This window comes from Nocardia sp. NPDC051030, from assembly GCF_040683015.1.
In the GTDB taxonomy this organism is placed as follows: domain Bacteria; phylum Actinomycetota; class Actinomycetes; order Mycobacteriales; family Mycobacteriaceae; genus Nocardia.
In genome coordinates this window covers 792,672-812,630 of the sequence record NZ_JBFBCD010000003.1, presented here as the reverse complement: position 1 = coordinate 812,630, position 19,959 = coordinate 792,672, and the positions used below count along the sequence as shown (strand labels likewise).

Here is a 19,959-nt window from a genome sequence, read left to right as displayed (position 1 = left end):
TTCGATGCGCCGACCGCATACCCGCCGCCACGCGCTCGCCGTGCTCGCCGCGGCGACCGCCCTCCTCGCGACCGCCGCACCGAGCCACGCGACGCCCGCACCGGCGCGGGTACCCGCCCTCGGCAGTGACTTCTACTGGGGCGTGGCCTCCTCCGGATTCCAGTCCGAAGGGCATGCGCCGGACAGCAATTGGCTGCGCTACGTGGCCACCCACCCGGAATACGATCGCTACGGGGAGAGCGTCGACTTCTACAACCGGTATGCCTCCGATATCGCGCTGGCCAAGAACCTGGGCGTGAATGTCTACCGGATCAGCATCGAGTGGGCGCGCGTACAACCGCAGCCGGGCGTGTGGGATGAGGACGGATTCGCCTTCTACGACAAGGTGATCGGGGCGATCCGCGGGGCGGGCATGCGGCCCATGCTGACCCTCGACCACTGGGTGTATCCGGGCTGGGCCGCCGATCGCGGCGGCTGGGCCAATCCCGCCATGGTGACGGACTGGCTGACCAATATGCGCAAGGTGGTCGACCGCTACGCCGCCGACGACCCGCTGTGGGTGACCATCAACGAGCCCTTCGCCTACATCATGAACGAGGTCCGCAATGGCGGGCTGCCCCTGACCGACGCGCTCACCATGCAGGATCGACTCGCGAACGCGCACAACAGCATCTACGACTACATCCACCGGGCGCAGTCGGGCGCGATGGTGACCAGCAATATCGCCTATGTCCCGGCCGCCGACCCGCTCGTGAACGGCCCGATGATCAACCTCATTGCCGCCAAGCTGGACTACATCGGCATCGACTACTACTACGGCATGTCCCCCGGCACCGCGGCGCAGTACACCGCGTACCCGTCCGGGGCATTATGGCAGCTGCCCTTGCAGGCCGACGGCATCTATTACACGCTGCGGCACTTCTCCCAGCAGTTCCCCGGCAAACCGCTCTACATCGTCGAGAACGGCATGCCCACCGACAATGGCGCACCCCGCGCGGACGGCTATACCCGCGCCGACGACCTGCGCGACACCATCTACTGGATCCAGCGCGCCAAGGCCGATGGCATGAACATCATGGGCTACAACTACTGGAGCCTCACCGACAACTATGAGTGGGGTTATTACACACCGCGATTCGGCATGTACACGGTGGACGCTCTGACCGATCCGAGTCTGGCCCGCCGTCCCACCGATGCCGTCGATGCCTACCGGGCGATCACCCGCGACGATGGGGTCCCGGCCGACTATCGGCCGACCCGCGCACCGGCCGCCTGTTCCCTGGTGGACGCGGCAGCCAGCTGCGCGGATCCGGTCACCGTACCGGGCTAGGGCGAACCACCGGGCGCCCGTTCGAAGGGACGCCGCACGCTGGGGTTTCGGGCGCGACACGCCTGCTCCTGGACAGGCATTCAGCTATTCAACGGTTACGCTCCGATCGGGACATTTCTTGACTGGGCCGAGCCGTATCGGACCCTGCTGACCCGCCGTCCCGAGGAGGAGTTCCGATGCGCAATCGGTTGCACCGGCTCATCGTGGCCGGGCTGGCCGCGGCCTCGACCCTGCTCCCGGTCGCGGCGGCCGCGCATGCGACACCGGCCACGCCCGGAGCCCCGATGGGTTCGGCGCACGGGGTGCTCGGGGAGAACTTCCTCTGGGGCGTGGCGGCGTCGGGATTTCAATCCGAGGGCCATTCCACCGACAGCAACTGGCAGCGCTACATCTCCGCGAACCCGGACTGGGACAGCTTCGCCAACTCGATCGACTTCCGGTCCCGCTACCCCAATGACATCGCCCTGGCCGCGGGTCTGGGTGTGAAGGTGTTCCGGATCGGCATCGAGTGGGCGCGGGTGCAGCCGCAACCGGGCGCGTGGGACGAGGACGCGTTCGCGTTCTACGACTCGGTGATCCAGAACATCTACGACGCGGGCATGCAGCCCATGCTGACCCTGGATCACTGGGTGTATCCGGGGTGGGAGGCCGATCGCGGCGGGTGGAAGAACGCCGGGATGGTCGAGGACTGGCTGGCCAATGCGAAGACGGTGGTCGACCGGTATGCCGCACGGAATCCGGTGTGGGTGACCGTCAACGAGCCGGTCGCGTACATCATGCACGAGGTGCGCCAGAACGGCACCGACGCCGACACCATGCTGGACCGAGTCACGCAGGCGCACAACGATATCTACGACTACATCCACCAGGTGCAACCCAATGCGCTGGTGACCAGCAATGTCGGCTATGTCGCCGGGGCCGAGGCGCAGGTCAACGGACCGCTCGTGGAGCGCATCAGCGAGAAGCTGGACTTCATCGGGGTGGATTACTACTTCGGCTATGAGCCACCCAAGTCCAATGCGGTGAACATGCCCGACGGCTCGGCCGCCCCGCCCGCGGGCATGTGGGATCTGCCGGTGCGGCCCGAGGGAATCTACTATGCGCTGCAACACTATTCGCGCATGTTCCCGGGCAAGCCGCTGTGGGTGGTGGAGAACGGCATGCCCACCGAGAACGGGAAACCGCGCGCCGACGGCTACACCCGCTCCGATCATCTGCGCGACACCGTCTACTGGTTGCAGCGCGCCAAGATCGATGGCATGAATGTGGTCGGCTACAACTACTGGAGCCTCACCGACAATTACGAATGGGGTTCCTACACACCGCGATTCGGGCTCTACACCGTGGATGTCGAAACCGATCCGAACCTGGCCCGCCATGCCACCGACGCCGTGGACACCTACCGGCAGATCATTCACACCGGCGGGCTGCCCAGCGGCTATATGCCGGTGCGCGGGCCGTCGGAATGCCGTCTGGTCGATCCTCCGGCCAGCTGTGAGACGCCGGTGACGGTGCCCTAGGTGGGCTCACACCTCGAGTTCGCGTGCGGCGCGCTCGATTTCCGCCGCCAGGGTCGCACCACCCACCTCGCGGGCGGCGGCGCGGAAACGGTCACGGAAGCGGTCCAGATCGATGGGGAAATCGTCACCGCCGTAGCTCGTGGCGGCGGCATCCTTGAAGGCCTGCACCATTTCCTCGGCGAGCGCGGCGATGCGGGTGCGGATCAAGGTGCGCAGCACGCCGGACAGCGCGATATCGGTGCCGAGGTCGTACAGAACCAGTGCGCCGGTGAGCATGGCGGGCTCCGGAATACGCCAGCCGCCGTCGCAGGCGAGCACATAGCCATTGGCGAGCAGTTCCTCGAGGACGTCGCCGCGCCGATCCCCGAGCAGTTCGGACAGTCCGTCGTCGTCGACCACGTGCCCGGGCTCGCCGGGCTTGCCCGGATCGGCGGAGTCGCCGTAGCGCGGATCGAAGACCGCGCGCCAATCGCCATCGCGCGGGCCGTCGCCGTCGAAGACCTCGCGGATGGCGTCCAGTCGCAGTCCGCGTGCCTGCATGGCCGTGATCGCGCGCAGTCGTTCCACATGCTCGCCGGTGTAGACCGCCTCCTTGCCCACGCGTCCGGGCTTGGGCAGCACGCCGAGCGAGTGGTAGTAGCGGATGGTGCGGGCGGGCACGCCGCTGAGTTCGGCCAGTTGCGGGCGGCTGTAGCGCAGGTCGGTCGCCGCGTCGTATCGGTCCACGCGAACAGCATAGATACCGCAACCCGGTAACGTTGACAGTTCCAACTGTCGGCGTTAGCGTAACCGCCGCCACACTGTCGACGACGACAAAGGGAGTTCCGATGACCCAACGCGACACCGACTTCGATGTACTCATCGTCGGGTCCGGCTTCGGCGGCAGCGTCACCGCGCTGCGACTGACCGAGAAGGGTTATCGGGTGGGCGTGCTGGAGGCGGGCATGCGCTACGCCGACAACGAACTCCCCGACACCAGCTGGGACCTGCGCAAATTCCTGTGGGCGCCCAAGCTGGGCTGCTATGGCATCCAGCGCATCCATCCACTGCGCGATGTGCTCATCCTGGCCGGTGCGGGTGTCGGCGGCGGGTCACTGAACTACGCCAACACCCTGTATGTGCCGCCCACGCCGTTCTTCCGGGACGCGCAGTGGCGCGATATCACCGACTGGCACGACGAGCTCATGCCGTACTACGAGCAGGCGCAGAAGATGCTCGGCGTGGTGAAGAACCCGCACATGACTCCCGCCGACGAGGTGTTCAAGCAGGTCGCCGAGGACATGGGTGTGGGTGACACGTTCGTACAGACCCCGGTCGGGGTGTTCTTCGGTGAGGCCGGAAAGACGGTGCCGGACCCCTACTTCGGCGGCGCGGGCCCCGAACGCACCGGCTGCACCGAATGCGGCGAATGCATGACCGGGTGCCGCCACAATGCCAAGAACACGCTCGTCAAGAACTACCTGTACCTCGCGGAAAAGGCCGGGGCGCAGGTCATTCCGATGACCACGGTCGCCGCGGTGCAGCCGCAGGCCGACGGCACCTGGGATGTCGCCACCCACCGCACGGGCGCGTGGGTGCGCAAGCAGCCCAAGACCTATACCGCCGCGCATGTGGTCCTGGCCGCCGGAACCCGCGGCACCCAGCAGCTGCTGTTCGCCATGCGAGACAAGGGAACCCTGTCGGGTTTGTCCCCTCGCCTGGGCTTCCTGACCCGCACCAACTCCGAATCCATCGTCGGCGCGGCCACCCGAAAGGTGAACCCCGACCGCGACTTCACCCGCGGCGTGGCCATCACCTCCTCGATCCACCCCACCCCCGACACCCACATCGAGCCCGTCCGCTATGGCAAGGGCTCCAACTCCATGGGCCTGCTGCAAACCCTCATGGTCGACGGCGGCGGCCGCACCCCCCGCTGGCTCCGCTTCCTCTGGACCGCCCTCCTGCACCCCCTCACCCTCATCCAGTTCATGTCCACCAAGAACTGGAGCGAACGCACCATCATCTCCCTGGTGATGCAGCACCTCGACAACTCCATCACCACCTACACCAAACGCGGCCTCTTCGGCCGCAAACTCACCTCCAAACAGGGCCACGGCGAACCCAACCCCACCTGGATCCCCGCAGGCAACCAGGTAACCCGCGCGGTAGCCGAAAAAATCGGCGGCATAGCAGGCGGCTCCTGGGGCGAAGTCTTCAACATCCCCCTCACCGCCCACTTCCTAGGCGGCGCAGTAATCGGCTCCACCCCCGAAACCGGCGTAATCGACCCCTACCACCGAGTCTTCGGCTACCCCACCCTCAGCGTCGTAGACGGCGCGGCGGTGTCGGCCAACCTCGGAGTCAACCCCTCCCTCACCATCACCGCCCAGGCCGAACGAGCCGCAGCCATGTGGCCCAACAAGGGCGAACTCGACACCCGCCCCACCCAACCCTCCGGCTACCAGCGCATCTCCCCCATCCCCCCGAACCACCCGGCAGTCCCCCGCACCGCCCCCGCCGCCCTGATCCTGCCCATCGTGCAAATCCGCACTGGCAGCACCGAATCCGCCTAGTCGATACTCCACGGCTCATCACTCCACAGCTCGCCGATCGCGATGAGCCACTCGACCTTGAACTCCTCAGCCGAGATCTCCTCGGCCTCGAAATCCGCACCGGCTTCGTCCTCGTCCTCGCCGTCGATGTAGTCGACTTTTCGGCGGCCCGGCTACCCCTGACGTAAAGTGACGTCATGACATCAAACTTTCCGTTGCGGGGTCTCAGTGAGACGGACAGGTACCTATTGCAGCGCGCCGCCGCACAGGCCGGGATGTCGCAGAACCAGTACGCGCTGACCAGGCTGCGTGCGGCCCTCGACGCCGACCTGCCTGGCGCCCGTCATGCCTACGAGCACCGTGATGAGTTCGCCGAACGCGCCATGCGCCGTTTGGGCATCGACCCCGAATCCCCCGAATTCGCGAAGAACCAGGTGGAGGCACGCGCCGTGCTGGCACGCGCCGACCAGCTGCGCCGAGGTAACACTGCATGAGCGCTGCCGCGGGCATCATCATTCTCGACAGCACCGTCCTCACCGCCTACGAACGCGACCTCACCCGGCGAGCACAGACCATCGTGATCGACGCCGTGCTCGACGGCCGTCTGCTGCTGACCTCCGCCCTGTCTGTCACTGCAGCTGCCGCGGAACTCGCTCACGAGACACGCGAGCTGTCGTTCCTGCTTCACGACCCGGAAAGCCCGCTTACCGTGCTGCCACTGGGATTGAGTGCGCTCGACATCGGTTCCGCCGCGCCGGAGGCAACCCTCATCGGCGTGGAGACTGCGGCCGTCGTGCACGAGGCGCGCGCAGTGAGTGCAGTCGTGTTCACCTACGAGCCCAAGCGCTACCACGGGCAGGCCATCGACGCGGTGGACCTCCGTCCCTGACGCTGTTGCGGGGCAAGGGGTTTGCCGTGGCGTCGTGCTTGATCTTGTTGATGGGGGTGGCCTAGCGTTTCGGGTACATCGACAGAGCAAGGGGAGCAATTGTCATGAAGGCCATCATTGTTTGCACATCGGTGTCGCATGGGAATACCAAGCGGGTTGCCGAGGTGATCGGGGAGGTGTTGGGGGCTCGGGTGGTTGCGCCCGAGGAGGTTGATCCGGCTGGGCTTGCCGATTATGACCTGGTGGGGTTTGGGTCGGGGATTTTCAATGGGTCGTTTCATGTGGGGTTGCGGGAGTTCGTGAAGGGGCTTCCTGTCGGGCAGCAGCGCAAGGCATTCGTGTTTGCCACCAGTGGATTTCCCGAATTCCCGTTCCGGCCGTTCACTCGGCCGCTCGTGCGGTTGCTCGGGCAGAAGGGGTTTGAAGTGGTCGACACGTTCTCGTGCCGGGCGCTCGATACGCTCGCACCCTTCAAGCTTGTCGGCGGGGTCCGGAAGGGGCGGCCCAATGCCGCCGATCTGGCCGACGCGCGCGCCTTCGCCGAGAACCTCCGCACCAGGATCGGTGCCGCCTCCTGACCGCTGGATTGACCAGTGCGTCGACATGCGTCGATGATCGGTATGGGCCCAGGGCGGCAACCCGGCTCGTCTCCCACCACATTCGGGTGGAGGCGAGCCAGGTGTCGACCCAGCAGCCGAGAGGAGCCATACCCATGCATCGAATGAATGCTTACGATTCCGCCTCATCGCCTTTGACCGTGGCCGTGCTCGGTCCCGGCGGGGTGGGCGGACTGCTCGCGGCGCTGCTGGCGCGCGCCGGGCATCGCGTGATCTGCCTGGCCGGTGAGGACACCGTGCAGGCGCTGCGAGACAATGGAATTCACGTGAGAAGTCGGCAGTTCGGCGAGTTCAGCGCACGAGTCGAAGCCGATACCGTGCTGCGCGAACCGGTTGATCTGTGCCTGGTGACGGTCAAGCACACCAGCCTCGCGGCGGCGCTGGAGCGCGTGCCCGCCGAGTATCTGGACAGCGCGGTGGTCGTGCCGCTGCTCAATGGCATTGAACACCTTGATGTTCTGCGCGCCGCGTACGGGGAGCCGCGCACGATTCCGGCGGTGATCCGCGTCGAATCCACCCGCACCACACCGGGTGTCATCGAACACGGCAGTCCCTTTGTCGAGATCGAGCTGGCCGGGTCGCCGGAACGACTGACCGCACTGGCCGAGGCGCTCACCGCGAGCGGCGTGAACACCCTGCTGCGCGACGACGGAAATGCCGCGCTGTGGGCGAAATTGGCGTTTCTGGCCCCGTTCGCGCTGCTCACCACCCGCTATCGGAGTCCGATCGGCGTCATTCTGTCCGAGCGGCGCGGCGAGCTGACCGCCATGGTCGAGGAGACCACCGCCATCGCCAATGCCTGCGGCGCGAGGACCGACGCCGCGCAGATTCTCGCCCGCTACGACAGCTTCCCGCCCGACACCAAGACCTCCATGCAGCGCGACGCCGAAGCGGGCCGGGCCTTGGAACTCGACGCCATCGGCGGAGCCGTCCTGCGCGCGGCCGAACACCATAGTCTTCCCGCGCCGATCACCACCCGCCTGGTCGCCGCCGTGGCCACGCGCGACAAGATCGAACGATTCCTGCGAGATCAAGGCGCGGACCGGATTCCGCACCCCGGCGGCACCCTGCTCGCCCACCTCGGGCGAGTCACCGATGCGCTCACCGCGTGGGGTGCGGACGAGAACATCCAATTCGCGGCCCTGTGTCACGCCACCTACGGCACCGACGGTTTCGACCATTCCCTGCTCGGCCTGTCCGACCGCCACACCTTGATCGCCCTGATCGGTGAGCGCGCCGAAGCATTGGTCTACCTGTACGCCAGCTGCGACCGATCCGCCGTCTACCCCAGGCTCGACACCACGCCGGTCCTGTTCCGCGACAGGTTCACCGGCCACGAATTCGAACCGGCCGACGTGGACCTGAGCGCCTTCATGGAGATCACCGTCGCGAACGAGCTGGACGTCATGACCCACAATGCGGAATTGGCCGCCAAACACGGTGCCGCCCTATACGAATTGTTCGCCCGCACCAAACACCTCCTCTCCCCCGAGGCCTGGCAAGCCACCGAAACCCACCTAGCGCAGCTCGACTGAAGGACCTCTGCCGCGCGAGGGAGCTGTGGTGGTGTGAATTCGAGCGAATTCCCGCCACCACCGCTCCTTGATCTTGGTCGAAGGCGCGGCGGTCGCGGATTCAGCGAGCGTGGATGTGCTGGAAGCCCATTGGGGAGGTCGGTGGGGGGACGTCGCCTACGGGTGCGCGGAATTCCTGGAGCGCGGTGAGCACATCCACGTGGCGGGCGGCGTAGGCGCGCACCTGGGGCAGAGCGTGGGCGACTTCGCTGCGCTCGAGGGGTTCGGAGTCGATATAGCCGACCTGGTCCAAGCCGACGCCGAGGGTTTGGGCCATGCGGGCGATCGCGGCCGACTTGCGGCCCCAGCCGACCTCGACCACGGCGAAGTGCTCGCGCAGTCCATGGCGGCGCAGGTTCGCGACCGTCCAGTCCCATTCGCCGCGGCTGGCGACGGCATGCATGACGCCGCGCTCACCCAGGGTGCGCAAGGCGCGCACCGCGTCCGGGCGTAACGCGCCCTCGGTCGAGTCGGACACCACCCCATCCCACAGGGTGTTGTCCACTTCCCACACCAGCAGTTTCACAGTCGCTGCCATATCGGCGCCCCTACAAGTCCATCCAGCGTTCAGCCACCATCCGGTACCACGGTTGCCGGGCGGTCCCACTTTTCCGAACCGCCCTGCGCGTGACATCGTAGGTGCTGTCTGGGCCAACGTGCCAGCGCTGGCAAATCCTCGCAGCTGATCATTCAGTGGCGGTGAGCGATCCGTGATCGCCAGGTTATCGCTGGTAGCGTCGGCCGGACGGGGCAAGGCGGAACGAAAGGGGCGAATGCCCATGCGGCAATGCGGGAAACTATCGGGTGGCCTGATCGCATTCTCGCTGGCACTGGTACTAACCGGCTGCGGGGCCGCCGAGGAATCCTCACCGGTCATCGTGGGTTCGGTCACCTCGGTCCCGCAATCGGTGGCGCAGGTTCCCGCGGCACCCACCATGGCGACCGGTCAGCCCATCTCCAGCCCGGTGCCCTCGACGACCCCGCAGGTCGACCAGTTCGCCGATCAACCGCTCATCGACAACACCGAATGGGTCGACGCCATCGACGGCCGCCGTCTCATGGTCTTCCCCACCCAGGCCGGACGCCAGGACACCTTCCCCACCGCCGGGGATCGCGCCTGGCAGGAAGTGCTGACCCTCGCCCCCGACGCCGACACACCCGGAATGCGGGACCAATTCCTGTGTCACTGGGACTGGGCGCGCATCGTCGCACCCAATAAGACCAGCTGGAATCTGGAGCCGTGGCGACCCGACGTCGGCTATCAGGCGACGGTCAACGCGCTGTGCAATCCGGGCGGGCCGGAGCGCTGAGCGGGCGCGCCGCGACATGGCAACTTGCCCAGTACGTGGCATAACGAGACGGTCGCGGCGAAACCTCTTGCCGCCGAGAACCTTCTGGCGCACCAGGAAAAGTGCGTATCGTTGGTGACGTCCAGCGCGTACTCCTCGGAGGGAGCGGCACAGTGCGGTCATCGGCCCCTGCCTCCTCCGCCGAGCCCGCCGCCGCCCGGGAACCCGCGTCGCCCGCGGTGCGCGGGCTCTTTCCGGCATTGGCCGAAACCACCGACGTCTACCTCGATTCCGCGTCCACCACGCAGAAACCGCTGCCGGTGATCCGGGCCGTGCATCGCTATCACAGCTCGCACACCGCCAATGCCGGGCGCGGCACCTATCCGTGGGCCAGCAGCCTGACCCGGGAAATCGAGACCGTCCGCGAGCAGATGGCCGATTTCCTCGGGGCCGATCCGGACGAGGTGGCGTTCACCGGGGGTTCGACGGCCGCGATGAACGCGGTCGCGCAGTCCTGGGCGATGACGGCCCTGCGCGAGGGCGACGAAATCCTGTACAGCCCACGTGATCATGCATCGAATGTCTATCCGTGGCATCAACTGGCCCGGCTGCTCGGCTCCTTCGGCCGCACGATCCACCTGGTGCCCTATCGCGTGAACACCCTCGGCGAGGCCGATATCGACGACATCCTCGGCAAGATCACCCCGCGCACCCGGATGATCACCGTCTCGCACCTGCATCACGTGTTCGGCTCGCTGAGCACCCTGGAAGAGCTGCGCGGGCGCATCGATCCGGACATCGCCCTGTGCTTCGACTGCAGCCAGAGCGGCGGGCATCTGCCGGTGCGGGTGCGCGAACTGGACGCCGATTTCGCGGTCTTCGCCGCGCACAAGATGTTCGGCTCCCCCGGCACCGGCGTGCTGTATTGCCGCCGCCGCCGACATTCGGAGCTCACGCCATTCCTGCCGGGCGGTAATTCGGCTGTGTCACTGGGCCGATCGGGGCTCCTCGCGGGTGAGATGCCGCACCTGCTCGAGGGCGGCACCCACAATATTCCGGGGATCCTCGCGCTCGGCGCGGCTGTGGGAGTGCTCGGCGACCTCGGACTCGACGCCATCCACGACCACAATCGCACCCTGACCCAGCGCATGATCACCGGCCTGCGCCGCGTGCCGGGCGTGGAATTCCTGCCCGGCCCGGCCTACGCGCCCTGCGAAACCGGTTACGGCATCCTCTCGTTCACCGTGCACGGCATCACCGCCACCGATCTGGGTTTCGTGCTCAGCGAACTGGGCTTCCTGGTCCGCACCGGCGCACACTGCGTGCCCGTCGATGATGCGCCGACCGATGAGGACTCGGTGCGCGTGAGCACCCACATCTACAACACCTTCGACGAGATCGACCGGTTCACCGAGTGTGTCGCCACGATTGCCGAGGAGGTCACTTGATGACGAACGGACCCGAACCGCGCTACGAACGCCGCGCCGCCTCCCGTGTGCTGGCGGTCTTGGCCCGGCCCGCAATAAGCACCGGGGCCACCGCGCCACCGGCGCAGCGCATCGAATACACCTGTGCGCCACTGCGACCCGAACCCGGCTCGCATCTGACGCTCTCGCAGCGGCTGTACCTGGAACGGTTCATGTCGCCGTGCCGGGCCGAGCAGGTCACCAGCGCGACCCATCGCATCGCGTGGACCGACAGCGACGGCATACCGAATACCGGGCACTTCCACTCGGGCGGATTGGGGCCGCTGGTGCCCATCGCCATGCGCGAGACGGTGCTGACGCTGTGGCATGCGCTCGAAAGCGACACCGCTTTCGCGCAACGCATCTCGGCATTGAGTGCACGTGATGCCGCGGTCCTGGAAGGCACCACCACCGATCACGAACCCCTCGACATCTTCCGGGTCGGGATCGAGGCGTGCGGGCGGGCCCTGGCCCAGCATGCTCTGCTGGCGCGCTGGACGCCCTATCGCACGCCCGTCGAATTCGCGCTCGGCATGCGCGATTCCGGCATCTACGGGGCGGTCGCCACCCGCTGGTATTGGGAATTGCAGGCCTCGAGCTATCGGCGCGGCATGATCGCGGTCATCCTGGCCACCCAGCCCGACGGCACGCTGCGCTACACCGCCGAAACCGTGCACACCCTGCGCGCGATGAAGGACGCCACCATCGAGGACGCGCACCGGATCATGCGGCGCGCCACCAATGTCGAGGGCCTGAGCGTGCCCGAGGCGATCGCCAAATATCACGACGAGCTGGATCTGATCTCCCGCCAGTACGCGCTGCTGCCGCCGGGCACCCGCCCGGCCTGTCTGGCCGCCATGCCGCACCAACTCGACGGCGCGCATTACAGCCTGCTGCCCCTGGTGGTGGATCGGTTCACCGAGCTGTTCACCACCATCGTCACGCGACTGACCATTGCCGAGGTACCCGCCGACACCGGTGCCGCGACAGGCGAACTCGCCGCCGAGGATCACGTCTTCTATGTGCCGGACATGAACTGCAAGCACTGCGTGCGCACCATCACCGGGGTCCTGGAATCGATGAATATCGGTGTGCGGGACATCGATCTGATCAGCAAACGGGTGGTCGCCGAATTCCGCAGTCCGCGCAATCGGCATCGCGCGTTCGAATCGCTCCGCGACAGCGGCTACAACCCGACCGTCGAGCTACCCGCGCACGCGACCACGGAAACCGCTGTGTGACGGCTCCCCGCACGAGATCCCGCCCGCAGCAGAGGTAATTCCCCGGGGGCGGGGTCACCTGCCTCGCAGACGATTGCCCGCCCGGACTCACTCCGCCCGGCTCGAGGAGACCTGATGAACGCGCCCGCCCCGCCCGCACTCCCGGGCCGAATCCATCCGCTGGTGCGCGCCTTCCTGGATGAGCCCGGGGCGGTGGAGGATGCGCTGATCCGCTTCGGCTCGCCCGCGCATCTGCTGTTCCCGCAGGTGTTCACCGACAATTTGGACCGCTTGCGGGAGGTTTTGGCGGGGCAGCTGTCGCGGTATCGGATCTGCTACGCGCACAAGGTGAATCAATCGCGGGCCTTCGTGCGCACCGCCGAGCACGCCGGAATCGGCATCGACGTGGCCTCGGAGGCCGAGCTGGCCAGCGCGGTCGGCGCGGGATTCGGGTCCATGCGCATCGAGGTGACCGGCCCCAAGGGGGAAGGGTTCCTGCGCGAACTCGTCGACACCGGGGCCACCGTCAATGTCGACAATCTGTGGGAGTTGCGACGGCTCGCCGAACTCGCGGGCGAACGCGCGCGCGTGCCGGTGCTGGTGCGGATCTGCGGGTTTCCCGGGACGCCGGTGAGCCGGTTCGGCGTCCCGCTGCGCCGCATCGACGAGGTGCTGGACCTGCTCTCGACACACCGCGGGCGGCTCACCTTCCGCGGGTTCGCCTTCCACCTCGATTCCGGAGAACCCGCCGAACGGGTGCGGGCCGTGGAAAGCTGCCTGGCGCTGACCGAACGCGCCTACGCGTACGAGCTCGCGCCGACCGTGCTCAATATCGGCGGCGGCTTCCGGCAGGTGTTCACCGCCGACGCCGATGCCTTCGACGCCTACGTGCTCGCGCTGCGCGAATCCCTGCTGGGGCGCGGCGAGCCGATGACCTGGGGCGGCAATACCTTCGGCTTCCACATCGACGGCGGCGCGGTGCACGGGACGCCGGTATTCCATAAATACGCCAATACGGTGTCCGCGGATCGCATGCTCGCCGATCTCCTGGACACCGGGCTCGAGCAGCACGGTGGACGCAGCTTCGCGCATGTCGCCGAGGAAAACCTCCTGGACGTGTGGCTCGAGCCGGGCAAGGCGCTGGTCGATCACGCCGGAATCACCGCGGCGCGGGTGGAATTCGTGAAGGAGACCTCCGACGGCAGCACGCTGGTGAATCTGGATGTCAGCCGCGACACCGTCACTCCCGCGGATCAGGAAGTGATGGTGGATCCGGTGCTGCTGCCCAGCGCGGCGCATCGCGGCGTGGATTCGGCCGCGGTGGGGGTGTTCCTGGCCGGACGGCTGTGCCTGGAACGGGATCTGATCAGCAATCACAAGGTGTGGCTGCCGCATCGGCCGCGGCCCGGGGATCTGGTGGTGTTCCCCAATACCGCTGCGTACCACATGGATTTGTCGGCAGCGAGTGCATCCATGCACCCGGTGCCACCCAAACTCGCTGTCACACACCAACCGGGCGGTTTCGAGGTGTGCCGGGACGGCGACTACGAACCGGGACTCGCCGCGGACACCCTGCGACGAGCCCACGGCTCCGGACGGCACGGGGTGCAATGATGCGCTACGACCACATCACCGAACTCATCGGCAATACGCCCCTGCTGCGCCTGGATCCGGCGGTGCACGCACTGCCACACGTGGAGCTGTACGCGAAACTCGAGTTCTACAACCCCTTCGGCTCGGTCAAGGACCGCGTCGCCTGGGGCATGATCCGCGAGGAACTCGACGACATCATCACCAACAAACAGACCCTGATCGAGGCGTCCAGCGGCAATACCGCCAAGGCCCTGCGCATTCTGGGGGCCATGCACGGCATCGGCCTGCGGGCGGTCACCAACCGCATCAAGGTCGCCGAGGTCCGGGAACTCTTGCAGCTCTTCGGCACCGACATCGAGGAACTACCCGGCCTGTCCGAATGCCCCGACCCGACCGCACCCAACGACGTGTACTCGGTCATCGAATCGACCATGGCCAAATCCCCCGGCGCCTGGCATCACCCCTCGCAATACACGAGCGAGAAGAACATCGAGGCCCACTACGAGGGCACCGGCCGCGAAATCCACGAGGACCTCGCCCGCGACGGCATCACCCGCGTCGACTACCTGATCGGCGGCCTCGGCACCACCGGATCCACCCGCGGCACAGCCACTTTCCTGCGCAAACACAACCCCGAACTGCGAACCATCGCCGTGGTATCCGAACGCACCGACTTCATCCCCGGAATCCGCTCGGAAACCGAAATGTGGGATGTGGGCCTGTTCCAACCCGACTTCTACGACCGCATCATCCCCGTGGAGGCCGGGCACGCCGTGGACGCCACCCTCGAACTAGCCACCGGCCACGGAGTCCTGGCCGGTCCGACCAGCGGAGCCACCTACGCCGCGGCCCGAGAATTCCTGGGCTCCCTGGACCTTTCGTCCACCGACCCCGACCACCCGATCGTGGCGGTATTCATCGTCTGCGACCGCATCGAACCGTACCTGTCCTACATCCGCAAACGCCGCCCCGAACTCTTCGGCAAGGCCGCACGCGCACTCCCGCCCACCACACAGGAACTCGCCGCCACCCCGACCCTCTCACCCGATGAACTGGAGGAATTGGACCGCACCGCCCGCCCGACCATCGTCGACACCCGAGGCGCCATGGCCTACCGCATAGCCCACGTCCCAGGCGCGCTGAACATCCGAGACGATCAACTCGACGACATGTTCACCCAGGGCATCCCGTTCTCCCGCTCGCGCCCACTGGTTTTCGTCTGCCCGGTCGGCGAGCTGTCTCTGCGTTTCGCCGCCCTGGCCCGCCGCTCCGGCTACGACGCAACCAGTCTTGCGGGCGGAATCGGAGCCTGGCGCGACAGCGGCAAGCCCATGGAGTCCGCCCCCCGCCAATAACTCTCGACCATCGCCGAGCTCGACGGCTCGAGCAGCAGATGCCGAAAGGGTGAGTTATAGGTCGGCGAGGGCAGCCGCTACATGGAGGTTGTCGACGGTGTACAAGGCGGTAGCGGCAGGCAATGTCACCCCCGAGTCGCGGCAGGCCGTCAGTAATCGGATGTGCACCGCCCAGGTCCGCAGGGGCGGTTCGGAGAGCAGGAACAGCAGCGGTTCGACCTGTTCGCCCAGCAGCGACACCGCCTCGGCGCGGATGCTCTCTCGAAGATCGCTGCGCGCCAAATCGATCAACCGGTCGTCGAGTTCCCCAGGCGGCGTGTGGGCAGCGCAGGTAGCCAGCGCCTCGTATCCGCCGGTACTGGCGACCTTGCCGGATGCAATCAGATTCCATGTGAGCGTCGCGATCTCCTGTGACGGTGGCACGAATCGCAGGCTGTAGACCGCGGATTTACGCACACCGAATTCCGGATCATGGGCCAGCGACAGCAACGCATCGACCTCATGCCAACTCGCCAGCGCCGAGCAACACAGGTCGCGGACTTGCGGATCCGGATGACCGGACAGCAGCGCGGTCAGAACGGGGCGGTCGGAGGCAGGCACACGACTCCAGTCGTTGCCGCGCAGTGCGGCCAGTTTCTCCGCCCATGGGCCGTCGAGATCGGAGTACACGGCGAAGACTTCCGCTGCCGTTGGCACCGGCGGTTTGGCTCGGCATCGTACCGGCGGTGTCGGCGACGGCGCGGTGTCGTGTTCGGTCGGGCCGAGCAGATCGGCGACCGGTGTGAGCCAATGCCCGATTCGCGACTGCTCATCCGCGAAATCGACGAGCAGATCGGCCTCGGCAGCGCGCGCCGCCTCCGCTCGCGCGCCGCCGCCCTGGGCGATCTCGTGCAACAGCCGCAGCGTGGCGCGGCTCGGGTAGTAACGCAGCGTGTCGATCGCGGCGCAGGCGACCTCTGTCGCGCTGTCTGTGGCGGCGCGATGCAGAGCTGATTCGGCGGCCACCGGTTCGTCCCAGCACAGGACGTCGGCCGCGATCCGCCGCACCGCGGGGTCTGGGTGAGCGAGTCCGGTGATCTTGTACTGCTGCCAGTGTGGTTCCTCGAAAGTGAACTCGATTCCGGTCAGCGCGTGCCGGTGTAGCGGGTGATGCGGGGCGCGCGCAATCGGTTCGAGCAGGTCGGCCTCGCTGCGGGTGGCCTGCCGCAGCACGCACGCGCGGACCAGGCCATCCCCGGTATCCCACCAAGCGCGCAGATCGGCGCCCTCCGGGCACAGCGACGAGTCCTCCAACACCCGCAGCGCCGCCTGTCGCACATCGGTCGGGCGGCCGAGGTCACGCCCGATCTCGGCCAGCGGCACCACCGCGCGCGGGTCTGCGAGCTGCGCGAGCCCATAAACGATCCGCTCCCGCTCCGATGCGCCGATACCGGGATCGGTCAGCCTCTGAATCAACTCGAACGTCGCTGTCCGGTCCTGCTGTTCGGTGATTCGCTCGAGCTCCTCAACCATGCCCGAAGATTAACGGCCCGATCACATCTTGGACCGTTGGCGCGCGAACCACTATCGTTCGGTCGGGCTCCATGCGAGGAAAAGCTGGGTGGCGATCACGATCGTTGGCGAGAACAACTGACCCACAACCGTTTCCATCTACCGCGCTGCGCAGTGAGCAAACAGTGAATGACCAGTGAGAGTGAACCCGCCGGTGAACCGTGGATCCAGTTCCACGCCGAATCATCCAGCGGTGCGTCGGTCAGCTCGCACGGCAGCATTGACGGCGTCGGTCAGTGCTGCCAGGAGTTCGAGAAGCTCGGAGAATTTTCCCTGGCGAGTGTCTACACCGCCGACCCAGCACATCAGAACCCCATCCTTGATGCGGATACGGGGCGACGGCTGTCCTTCCGGATCCAGGTTGTGTAGATCGAACAGGGCACTTTTGAATGCCGGGGTGATCAGGCGGCTCGCACGGGCCGTCTCGTCGGAGTAGGTGGCGAAGTACTGCTCGATATTCGCGTCACCGCAAGGGAATTGCAGCGGTTCGATCGACTTGCCCTGGAACCCGGCTTCCCAGATCGAGCCGGGTCGGAAGATATCCAGGTAGGGCACCGTGGGGTCGACATCGAGCACGGCCGCGCCCGTGTAACTCCATGTTGTGGTGGTGGTCTTGAGTCCTAGCGTGACCGTCGGCCGAGTCTTTTCCTTGGAGTGCTCGCAGCGAAAGCTGACGACGGGATGGCCCGCGACGGTGCCAGTGACAGGAAAGCTGGTGTCGCCACGAACCAAATGCGGATGCAACAGCTTTCGGTGCTCCTGCTCCCAGAGCTCGGTCGGCCAACCTGTATTCCCGCCCAAGCGGCGCTCGAGTTCCTCCCTGAACTCCGCATTGACCTTTCGCTGATTGCGGCTCAGAAAGATGATCAGTGCCGCGACGCCGACCAAGATGCAGATCGAAAGGATCATGCCGTCCCCCTAATGAAAGATCCTCGAGTACCCGGGCGATCCTAACGGCAGCCCGCAATCTGATCCGTTCGCTGTGCGCGAGCCGATGCGTGGGCTGAGGGCCCGGGCTGGCACGATGAGCAGCGTGGAGTGGGCGTTGGGACTGGTGGTGCTGTTGGCGGTGGCGGTCGCGCTGGCGGCCGGGGCTCGGCGGGTTGGGATGGGTGAGCCGTTTGTGCTCACCATTGCCGGGGTCATTGCGTCGTATCTGCCGTTTGTGCCGGAGTTCGATATCGAACCCGAGCTGGTGTTGCTGGGGTTGCTGCCACCGTTGCTGTACACCACCGCTATTCGGACCTCGCTGGTTGATTTCCGGCCCAAGAAGGTGTCGATCACGCTGTTGTCGGTGGGGTTGGTGCTGTTCACCGCGTTCGCGGTGGGCGGGGTGGTGTATTGGCTGCTGCCGGTGCCGTTCTCGGCGGCGGTGGCGATCGGGGCGATCGTGGCACCGCCGGACGCGGTGGCCGCGACGGCGGTGGCGCGGCGGGTGGGGATGCCGCGACGGATCGTGACGCTGCTCGAGGGGGAGTCGCTGTTCAATGATGCGACCGCGCTGGTCACCCTGCGTACGGCCGTGGCGGCCATGGCGGGCAGCATCACCATGTGGGAGGCGGGGGCGGATTTCGTCGGCGCGGCCGGTGGCGGTGCGCTGATCGGCGGGGCCGTGGCCATGGTGCTGGCGGTCCTGCGGCGGCGCATCAATGATCCGGTGCTGGACACCAGCGTGTCATTGCTGGTGCCGTGGATCGCGTACCTGCCCGCCGAGAAGTTGCATGCTTCCGGGGTGATCGCGGTGGTCACCTGTGGCCTGATCCTCGGGCACGGGGCGCCGCGCTGGCAGAGCGCGGCCTCGCGCATTTCCGAGCACACCAACTGGCGCACCATCCAATTCCTGTTGGAGAGTGCGGTTTTCCTGCTGGTCGGTTTGCAGTTCCGTCATATCGTGGAAGCGGCCTGGCACAGCGATCTGCCGCATTCGACGCTGTTGATCGCCTGTGCGGCGGTGCTGCTCACGGTGATCGTCGTCCGGCCGATCTGGGTGTATCCGGCGACCTACTTCGCCTGGCAGGTCGAGGGCCGGCGGCTCGGCAAACCGAAACCGCATTGGACCGGACCTGCCGTGGTGGCCTGGGCCGGGATGCGCGGGGTGGTGACCCTCGCCGCGGCGCTGCTGCTGCCGCTCGACACGCCCGAACTGGCGACGCTCACCCTGCTCGCGGTCGTGGTGGTGGCCGGAACATTGCTGCTGCAAGGACTCTCGCTGCCGTGGCTGGTGCGGACACTGAAGTTGCGCGGTCCCAGTCACGCCGAAGACCTACTGCAGGAAGCGAATCTGCTCCAGCAGGCCACTGCGGCGGGGCTGGCCGCGCTGGAGGCCAATATCTCCGAGGAGACCCCGCCCGAGATCGTGGACGCGCTGCGCACGCGCGTCACGCGCCGGGCCAGCTCCGCCTGGGAGCTGCTGGGCCGCTCCGAATCCCAGCGCGTCACCCCGAGTGGCGAATACCGGCGATTGCGCCTGGCCATGCTGGCCGCCGAACGTGACACCGTGCTGGACGTCCGGGATTCGGGGGTGATCGATCAGGAGGTGTTGCAGGCCGTCATGGCCACCATCGACCTGGAGGAATCCACCATCGACCGGATCGCCGAGGCCGACAACAGCGGAGAACCCTTGCGGGCGGCCATCACCGGCGGCTGCGAGCATCTGCGCGACGCGCCCTGCGTGGTGGTGCCCGATCACCCCGACGCCTGCGACGAATGCCTCGAAGAGGGCCTGGTCTGGGTGCATCTGCGGATGTGCCTGGACTGCGGGCATGTGGCCTGCTGCGACTCCTCCCCCGGCAATCACGCCACCAAGCATTTCAACAACACCGGCCATCCGGTCATGCGCAGTGTGGAGCCCGGCGAATCCTGGCGCTGGTGCTATCTCGACGAACTGCTGGGTTAGACGAACCGCTGGGTTAGCTGTCCAGTAGCTTTCATCCCTCGGGTTTGCCGGTGCGGCAAGGGATTACCGAACAAGTAGTTCGTTACTCGCGTGTCGCCACAAATCGGGGCGAAGACTGCGTGTATGGG

General features: G+C 66.6%; 17 protein-coding genes. 13 read left to right on the top strand and 4 right to left on the bottom strand.

Features of this window, described 5'->3' with window-relative positions; translation table 11 throughout:
• The first annotated feature begins 4 nt into the window (after positions 1-4).
• On the top strand, positions 5-1,330 hold the full coding sequence (locus AB0N05_RS13180) for a family 1 glycosylhydrolase (protein ID WP_364691955.1): 1,326 nt from the start codon (positions 5-7) through the stop codon (positions 1,328-1,330).
• Between the two features lie 176 nt (positions 1,331-1,506).
• Entirely contained in the window at positions 1,507-2,850 is a 1,344-nt protein-coding gene (locus AB0N05_RS13175; protein WP_364691952.1) for a family 1 glycosylhydrolase, read from the top strand.
• Between the two features lie 6 nt (positions 2,851-2,856).
• On the opposite strand, the gene AB0N05_RS13170 is transcribed toward AB0N05_RS13175, so the two are convergent.
• On the bottom strand, positions 2,857-3,576 hold the full coding sequence (locus AB0N05_RS13170) for a MerR family transcriptional regulator (RefSeq protein WP_364691949.1): 720 nt from the start codon (positions 3,574-3,576) through the stop codon (positions 2,857-2,859).
• 101 nt (positions 3,577-3,677) lie between these two features.
• Here AB0N05_RS13170 and AB0N05_RS13165 point away from each other — a divergent pair, with 101 nt between their 5' ends.
• From AB0N05_RS13165 to AB0N05_RS13145, 5 genes are all read left to right on the top strand, one after another.
• Complete coding sequence (locus AB0N05_RS13165) at positions 3,678-5,402, top strand: GMC family oxidoreductase (RefSeq protein WP_364691947.1); 1,725 nt, start codon at positions 3,678-3,680, stop codon at positions 5,400-5,402.
• A 176-nt stretch (positions 5,403-5,578) separates the two neighbouring features.
• Positions 5,579-5,875: a hypothetical protein gene (locus tag AB0N05_RS13160; protein WP_364691945.1), complete on the top strand. Its 297-nt coding sequence runs from the start codon at positions 5,579-5,581 to the stop codon at positions 5,873-5,875.
• Positions 5,872-6,270, top strand: coding sequence for a hypothetical protein (locus tag AB0N05_RS13155; protein ID WP_364691942.1), 399 nt, complete (start codon positions 5,872-5,874; stop codon positions 6,268-6,270). Before AB0N05_RS13160 ends, AB0N05_RS13155 begins: the two co-directional genes overlap by 4 nt.
• A gap of 104 nt (positions 6,271-6,374) precedes the next feature.
• Positions 6,375-6,848 carry a flavodoxin family protein gene (locus AB0N05_RS13150; protein WP_364691939.1) on the top strand — a complete coding sequence of 158 codons (474 nt, stop codon included), beginning with the start codon at positions 6,375-6,377 and terminating at the stop codon, positions 6,846-6,848.
• 134 nt (positions 6,849-6,982) lie between these two features.
• Complete coding sequence (locus tag AB0N05_RS13145) at positions 6,983-8,422, top strand: 2-dehydropantoate 2-reductase (protein ID WP_364691936.1); 1,440 nt, start codon at positions 6,983-6,985, stop codon at positions 8,420-8,422.
• 100 nt (positions 8,423-8,522) lie between these two features.
• Here AB0N05_RS13145 and AB0N05_RS13140 read toward each other — a convergent pair whose 3' ends face one another.
• Positions 8,523-8,999 (bottom strand): HAD-IIIC family phosphatase, encoded by a 477-nt coding sequence (locus AB0N05_RS13140; protein WP_364691934.1) that lies wholly within the window; start codon positions 8,997-8,999, stop codon positions 8,523-8,525.
• 235 nt (positions 9,000-9,234) lie between these two features.
• Here AB0N05_RS13140 and AB0N05_RS13135 point away from each other — a divergent pair, with 235 nt between their 5' ends.
• The 5 genes from AB0N05_RS13135 (at position 9,235) to AB0N05_RS13115 (ending at position 15,384) form a co-directional block, all read left to right on the top strand.
• Positions 9,235-9,771: a DUF2599 domain-containing protein gene (locus tag AB0N05_RS13135; RefSeq protein ID WP_364691931.1), complete on the top strand. Its 537-nt coding sequence runs from the start codon at positions 9,235-9,237 to the stop codon at positions 9,769-9,771.
• Between the two features lie 152 nt (positions 9,772-9,923).
• Positions 9,924-11,198 (top strand): aminotransferase class V-fold PLP-dependent enzyme, encoded by a 1,275-nt coding sequence (locus AB0N05_RS13130; protein WP_364691928.1) that lies wholly within the window; start codon positions 9,924-9,926, stop codon positions 11,196-11,198.
• Positions 11,198-12,457, top strand: a complete 1,260-nt coding sequence (locus AB0N05_RS13125) for a heavy-metal-associated domain-containing protein (RefSeq protein ID WP_364691925.1) — start codon at positions 11,198-11,200, stop codon at positions 12,455-12,457. The genes AB0N05_RS13130 and AB0N05_RS13125 overlap by 1 nt, the downstream gene beginning before the upstream one ends.
• Before the next feature lie 114 nt (positions 12,458-12,571).
• On the top strand, positions 12,572-14,050 hold the full coding sequence (locus AB0N05_RS13120; protein WP_364691923.1) for a decarboxylase: 1,479 nt from the start codon (positions 12,572-12,574) through the stop codon (positions 14,048-14,050).
• Positions 14,047-15,384 carry a pyridoxal-phosphate dependent enzyme gene (locus AB0N05_RS13115; protein WP_364691920.1) on the top strand — a complete coding sequence of 446 codons (1,338 nt, stop codon included), beginning with the start codon at positions 14,047-14,049 and terminating at the stop codon, positions 15,382-15,384. Before AB0N05_RS13120 ends, AB0N05_RS13115 begins: the two co-directional genes overlap by 4 nt.
• A gap of 54 nt (positions 15,385-15,438) precedes the next feature.
• Here the strand turns inward: AB0N05_RS13115 and AB0N05_RS13110 are convergent, their stop codons facing one another.
• Both AB0N05_RS13110 and AB0N05_RS13105 read right to left on the bottom strand, forming a co-directional pair.
• Positions 15,439-16,896 carry a HEAT repeat domain-containing protein gene (locus AB0N05_RS13110; protein ID WP_364691917.1) on the bottom strand — a complete coding sequence of 486 codons (1,458 nt, stop codon included), beginning with the start codon at positions 16,894-16,896 and terminating at the stop codon, positions 15,439-15,441.
• Positions 16,897-17,118: 222 nt separating this feature from the next.
• Positions 17,119-17,844 (bottom strand): hypothetical protein, encoded by a 726-nt coding sequence (locus AB0N05_RS13105; RefSeq protein WP_364691914.1) that lies wholly within the window; start codon positions 17,842-17,844, stop codon positions 17,119-17,121.
• Between the two features lie 115 nt (positions 17,845-17,959).
• Here AB0N05_RS13105 and AB0N05_RS13100 point away from each other — a divergent pair, with 115 nt between their 5' ends.
• Positions 17,960-19,831: a Na+/H+ antiporter gene (locus tag AB0N05_RS13100; RefSeq protein WP_364691911.1), complete on the top strand. Its 1,872-nt coding sequence runs from the start codon at positions 17,960-17,962 to the stop codon at positions 19,829-19,831.
• Positions 19,832-19,959: the final 128 nt, after the last annotated feature.